This is a genomic window from uncultured Aquincola sp. (assembly GCF_964001545.1).
GTDB lineage: Bacteria > Pseudomonadota > Gammaproteobacteria > Burkholderiales > Burkholderiaceae_C > Aquincola.
Genome location: NZ_CAXFDV010000377.1, coordinates 1 through 6,003, shown reverse-complemented (window position 1 = coordinate 6,003; position 6,003 = coordinate 1). Strand labels below are relative to the sequence as shown.

Sequence of the window (6,003 nt, the reverse complement as noted above, 5' to 3'; positions counted from 1 at the left end):
TGCTCGTCCACCGAGATGCCTTCGAAGATCAGGTAGTCGTTGTAGGTGGGCGTGATCGGGCTGGGCTTGAAGATCGGGTTTTGGATGCCGTACTTGGCCATGCCGCCCTTGATCAGCGACACCCGCATGTGCACCCAGCCGGCCATCTCGATGGCGCCGCAGAAGGTGATCTCGCCATCACCCTGGCTGAAGTGCAGGTCGCCCACCGACAGGCCCGCGCCGTCCACGTACACGGGAAAGAACACCTTGCTGCCGCGCGACAGATCCTTGATGTCGCAGTTGCCGCCATGCTCACGCGGCGGCACGGTGCGGGCGCCTTCGGCCGCCACCTTGGCCGCCGCATCGCCCTTGAGCTGGCCCAGGTGGGCGGTGCCGGCAAACGGCGGGTTGGCCAGGCCGGGCACGCGCTGCGGGTCGGTGGCGATCAAGCCCGTCTCGCGCGCGTTCCACTTCTCCAGCATCGGCTTGTCGGGCAGGCAGCCGATCAGGCCGGGGTGGATCAGGCCGGCGTACTGCACACCCGGCACATGGCGCGAGCTGGTGAACATGCCGTGGAAGTCCCAGATCGACTTCTGCGCCTGCGGGAAGTGCTCGGTCAGGAAGCCGCCGCCGTTGTTCTTGCTGAAGAAGCCGTTGAAGCCCCACAGGCTGTCGGGCTTGGCGCCGATGTCCAGCAGGTCCACCACCAGCAGGTCGCCGGGCTCCGCGCCCTTGACGCCCACCGGGCCCGAGAGGTAGTGCACCGTCGTCAGGTCGATGTCGCGCACGTCGTCGGCGCTGTCGTTGTTCTTGATGTAGCCGCCGGTCCAGTCGTAGGTTTCCAGCACGAAGTCGTCGCCGGGGTTCACCCAGCAGGCCATCGGGATGTCGGGGTGCCAGCGGTTGTGCACCATCTCGTTGCTGGGTGCGGGCTGGTTCAGGTCCACCTTGATCAGGGTCTCGGGCATGTGTCGCTCCTCTTGGTTTACACCGACAAAAACTGCTTGATGCGCTCGGCGTCGATGCCCGCGCGGGGGCTCTCGTGCACCAGCCGGCCGCCTTCGATGACGAACAGCCGGTCGGCCACGTCCAGCGCAAAGCTCAGCACCTGCTCGCTCACCACGATGGTGATTTCGCGCAGCTTGCGGATCTCGTTGAGCGCGCGGGCGATGTCCTTGATGATGGAAGGCTGGATGCCTTCGGTGGGCTCATCGAGCAGCAGCACCTTCGGGTTGGTGACCAGCGCGCGGGCGATGGCCAGCTGCTGCTGCTGCCCGCCCGAGAGGTTGCCGCCCTTGCGATTGCGCATCTCGAACAGCACCGGGAACAGCGCATAGATCTCGTCGGGGATGCGCTGGCTGGCGGCGTTCTCCAGCCCGGTGCGGATGTTCTCGGTGACGGTGAGCGTGGGAAAGATCATCCGGCCCTGCGGCACGTAGGCAATGCCCTTGGCCACGCGCTGGTAGCTCTCCAGCCGGGTCACGTCCTGGCCGTCCACCTCGATGCTGCCGCCGCGTGCGGGCAGGATGCCGATGAGGCTCTTGAACAGCGTGGTCTTGCCCATGCCGTTGCGGCCCATGATGGCCACCGTCTCGTTGCGCTTGGCCGAAAAATCGATGCCGTGCAGGGCCTCGCTCTGGCCGTAGGCCACGTGCAGGTTGTGTACGTTCAGCATGCGGCGGCTCCTTCAGTGGCCCAGGTACACGTCGATCACCTTGGGGTCGTTCTGCACCTGGTCCATCGACCCTTCGGCCAGGATGCGGCCCTGGTGCATCACCGTCACCTTGTGGGCGATGCGCTTGACGAAGTCCATGTCGTGCTCGATGACGATGACCGAGCGCCCCTTGCAGATGCGCTGCAGCAGGTCGGCCGTCAGCTCACGCTCGCGCACGCTCATGCCGGCGATGGGCTCGTCCAGCATCAGCAGCTCGGGCTCCTGCATCAGCAGCATGCCGATCTCCAGCCACTGCTTCTGGCCATGGCTCAGCAGCCCGGCTTCGGTGTCCAGCGCATCGCCCAGGCCGATCTCGTCGGCCACGGCCTGCACGCGGTCCTTGACCTCGCTGTCGCAGCGGAAGGCCAGCGCGCCGAACACGCTGCGCCCGCGTGGAAAGCTCACTTCCAGGTTCTTGAAGACCGACAGGTTCTCGTAGATGGAAGGCGTCTGGAACTTGCGGCCGATGCCCGCCCGCACGATGCGGTGCTCGGCCATGCGGGTCATCTCCTGGTTCTTGAACTTGATGCTGCCGTGGGTGGCGCGGGTCTTGCCGCAGATCAGGTCCAGCAGCGTGGTCTTGCCCGCGCCGTTGGGGCCGATGATCACGCGCAGCTCGTTGCGGTCGACGTACAGCGTCAGGTCGTTGATGGCCTTGAAGCCGTCGAAGGACACCGTGAGGTCCTCGACCGCCAGGGCGAAGTCGGTATTGCTCATGCGGCTGCTCCTTCGGCCGCGCCACGCTCACGCGGCAGCGGCTTGGGTGGGGTCACGGGCTCGGCCGTGGCCACCGGGGCGGCCGCGACGGGTGCAGGCGCCTTTTTCCGCGCCGACCAGGCCTTCAGCCGTGGCGCCACCTTGTCGTTCCACACGCCGGCCAGGCCATCCGGGAAGGCCAGCACCACGCCCAGGAACAGGCCGGCCATCATGAACAGCCACAGGTCCGGGAAGGTCTCCGAGAAATACGTCTTGCCGAAGTTCACCAGCAGCGCGCCGTACACCGCGCCCACCAGCGACATGCGCCCGCCCACCGCCGCGAAGATCACCATCTCGATCGACGGCACGATGCCCACCAGGCTGGGCGACATGAAGCCCACCTGCAGCGTGAACATCGCCCCGCCCACCGCCGACAGCAGCGCCGACAGGCAGAACACGAACACCCGGAAGTTGGCCACGTCGTAGCCCGAGAAGCGCACCCGGTCTTCCTTGTCGCGCATGGCCAGCAGCAGCGTGCCCAGCTTGCTCTTCTGCACCCAGGTGCACAGCACGATGGCCGCCAGCAGCAGCGCCACGCACACGAAGTACAGCGTCCACTTGGCGCCGTCGGTGCGGGTGTCCCAGCCGGCCAGCGTCTTCAGGTCGGTCATGCCGTTGACGCCGCCGGTGTAGCCCTGCTGGCCGATGATCAGCACCGTGAGGATCAGCGCCACCGCCTGCGTGATGATCGCGAAGTACACCCCGCCCACCCGGCGCTTGAACATCGCGAAGCCGATGATCCAGGCCAGCAGCGTGGGCACGCCCAGCATCAGCAGCAGGGTCAGCGGCAGGCTGTGGAAGGGCTGCCACCAGGCGGGCAGCGCGGTCACCTGGTTCCAGTCCATGAAGTCGGGGATGCCCGGCGTGCTCTGGATCTTGGTGGACTCGGGGTCGCTGGCTTCCAGCTTCAGGAACATGGCCATGCCGTAGCCCCCCAGCCCGAAGAACACGCCCTGCCCCAGGCTGAGCACGCCGCCCCAGCCCCACAGCATCACCAGCCCCAGCGCCACGAAGGCGTAGCTCAGGTACTTGCCCACCAGGTTGATGCGGAACAGGTCCAGCGTCAGCGGAAACACCACCAGCAGCAGCAGCGCCAGCAGCAGCACGCTGCCCAGCCCGTGGCGGGCCATGAAAACTCGGGCGGCGTTCATTTGCGCACCTTCACGGCAAACAGGCCCTGCGGCCGGAACATCAGGATGACCACGATGGCCGACAGCGTCAGCACCTTGGCCATGGAGCCGGTCATGAAGAACTCGGAGATCGACTGCGTCTGCGCGATGCCGAAGGCCGAGACCACGGTGCCGAACAGGCTGGCCGCACCGCCGAAGGTCACCACCAGGAAAGCGTCGACGATGTACAGCGAGCCCGAGGTGGGCCCGGTGGAGCCGATGGTGGTGAAGGCCGCGCCCGCCACGCCGGCGATGCCGCAGCCGATGGCAAAGGTCAGCCGGTCGGTGCGCCGGGTGTTGATGCCGGTGGCATTGGCCATCAACCGGTTGGCCACCGTGGCCCGCACCCGCAGGCCCCAGCGCGACTTGTACAGCGCGATCAGCACGCCGCAGGTCACCGCCACCGTCAGCGCCATCACGAACAGGCCATTGATCGGGATGTCCAGCCCCTCGGCCGGTGCCCAGCTGCCCATCAGCCAGTCGGGCAGCGTGGGGCTGACTTCCTTGGCGCCGAAGGTGGAGCGGAACACCTGCTGCATGGCCAGCGACAGGCCCCAGGTGGCCAGCAGCGTGTCCAGCGGCCGGCGGTACAGGTGGCGGATGACCGCCCACTCCACCGCCCAGCCCGCCGCAAACGCCAACCCGAAAGCCAGCACGATGGCAAACGGGAAGTAGGCCTGCACCAGCCCCGGCGCATGGGTTTCGGCCAGGTGAGAGGCCAGGTAGATGGTGTAGGCGCCGATGGTCATGAACTCGCCATGCGCCATGTTGATCACGCCCATCTGCCCGAAGATGATGGCCAGGCCCAGCCCCATCAGCAGCAGCACCGAGAACAGGCTGAGGCCGGCGAAGCCCTGCATCAGCCCGATGTTCATCATCTCGGACAAGCTCATGTCAGCCCCGCCGGATTCACTTGTAGCCTTCGGGGAACGGGTTCGGCTCGATCAGCGCCGGCGACTCGGCCACCACCTTGAACTGGCCGTCCTTCTGCGCCTGGCCGATGCGTGTCTTGCTCCACAGGTGGTGGTTGGGGTGCAGCTTCACATAGCCTTCGGGCGCGGTCTTCAGCTCGATGTCGGCCGAGGCGGCGGCCACCTTGTCGACGTCGAAGCTGCCGGCCTTTTCCACCGTGGCCTTCCAGAGCCAGGGGCCCAGGTAGGCGGCCTGGGTCACGTCGCCGATCACCGCGTCCTTGCCGTACTTGGCCTTGAAGGCCTCGACAAACTTCTTGTTGTTCTCGTTGTCCAGGCTCTGGAAGTACTTCATCGACGAGTAGAAGCCCGCGATGTTCTCGCCGCCGATGCCCAGCACCTCGTCCTCGGTGACCGAGATGGTCAGCAGGAACTGCTTGTCCGCCGTGACGCCGGCCGCCTTGAGCTGCTTGTAGAAGGCCACGTTGGAGCCGCCCACCACCGCCGCGAAGATCACGTCGGGCTTGGCCACCTTGATCTTGTTGATCAGCGAGTTGAAGTTGGTGTGGCCCAGCGGGTAGTACTCCTCGCCCACCACCTTGGTCTTGAGCACGTTCTCGATGTGCTTGCGGCCGATCTTCATCGAGGTGCGCGGCCAGATGTAGTCCGAGCCCACCAGGAAGTAGGTCTTGGCGCCCTTGGTCTTCTGCGCCCAGTCCAGGCCCCACAGGATCTGCTGGGTGGCTTCCTGCCCGGTGTAGATGACGTTCTTGCTCTGCTCCAGGCCTTCGTAGAAGGTGGGGTAGTACAGCATGCCGTTCTCCTTCTCGAAGATCGGCAGCACCGCCTTGCGCGATGCGCTGGTCCAGCAGCCGAACACGGCGGCCACGCGGTCGTTGACCAGCAGCTTCTTGCTCTTTTCGGCAAAGGTGGGCCAGTCGCTGGCACCGTCCTCCTTGATCACCTTGATCTTGCGGCCGAGGATGCCGCCCATCGCGTTGATCTGGTCGATCGCCAGCTGTTCGGCCTGGATGGAGCCGGTTTCCGAAATCGCCATCGTGCCGGTGGCGGAGTGAAGCTGACCCACGATGACTTCGGTATCGGTCACCGCGAGCTTGGTCGTGTTGACCTTGGCCGTCGGGAACTGCGCGTTGCCGAAGCTGACGCCGGGCACCATCAGCGCCGGTGCAGCCGCCATGCCGAGCAGAACCTTGCGACGTTGTTCGTCGGTGAGCGGAGCCGGAATCGTGTCTTTCTTGTCAGCCATATCGTTTCTCCTGAGCGGAAGGGGTTGGGGAGCTTCAGGCGATCCGGTTGCGGCCGTTGAATCGTTTTGTGCACTGCACCGCAATCGCTCGCTGCGGAGCGAAAAGTAGTGGTCGGGGGTGCGTAGCCGGAATACGTCGATTGACGTATGTGCGCACTCGGCGCAACACCCGCGATCGGGGTGGGCCGGTGCTAAGGTGGAATCCTG

The 6,003-nt window shown here is 65.8% G+C and carries 6 protein-coding genes; all 6 read right to left on the bottom strand.

Going from position 1 to position 6,003, the window contains the following annotated elements; genetic code table 11:
- Positions 1–947: formamidase (gene fmdA, locus ABNT58_RS12975; RefSeq protein ID WP_348753893.1), on the bottom strand; the 947-nt coding region annotated here is incomplete at its 3' end.
- A 17-nt stretch (positions 948–964) separates the two neighbouring features.
- Entirely contained in the window at positions 965–1,654 is a 690-nt protein-coding gene (gene urtE, locus ABNT58_RS12970; RefSeq protein WP_348753892.1) for an urea ABC transporter ATP-binding subunit UrtE, read from the bottom strand.
- Positions 1,655–1,666: 12 nt separating this feature from the next.
- Positions 1,667–2,410, bottom strand: a complete 744-nt coding sequence (gene urtD / locus ABNT58_RS12965) for an urea ABC transporter ATP-binding protein UrtD (protein ID WP_348753891.1) — start codon at positions 2,408–2,410, stop codon at positions 1,667–1,669.
- Entirely contained in the window at positions 2,407–3,600 is a 1,194-nt protein-coding gene (gene urtC, locus ABNT58_RS12960) for an urea ABC transporter permease subunit UrtC (RefSeq protein ID WP_348753890.1), read from the bottom strand. Before urtC ends, urtD begins: the two co-directional genes overlap by 4 nt.
- Positions 3,597–4,511, bottom strand: a complete 915-nt coding sequence (gene urtB, locus ABNT58_RS12955; RefSeq protein WP_348753889.1) for an urea ABC transporter permease subunit UrtB — start codon at positions 4,509–4,511, stop codon at positions 3,597–3,599. Before urtB ends, urtC begins: the two co-directional genes overlap by 4 nt.
- A 16-nt stretch (positions 4,512–4,527) precedes the next feature.
- Positions 4,528–5,796, bottom strand: coding sequence for an urea ABC transporter substrate-binding protein (gene urtA, locus ABNT58_RS12950; protein WP_348753888.1), 1,269 nt, complete (start codon positions 5,794–5,796; stop codon positions 4,528–4,530).
- Positions 5,797–6,003 lie beyond the last annotated feature (207 nt).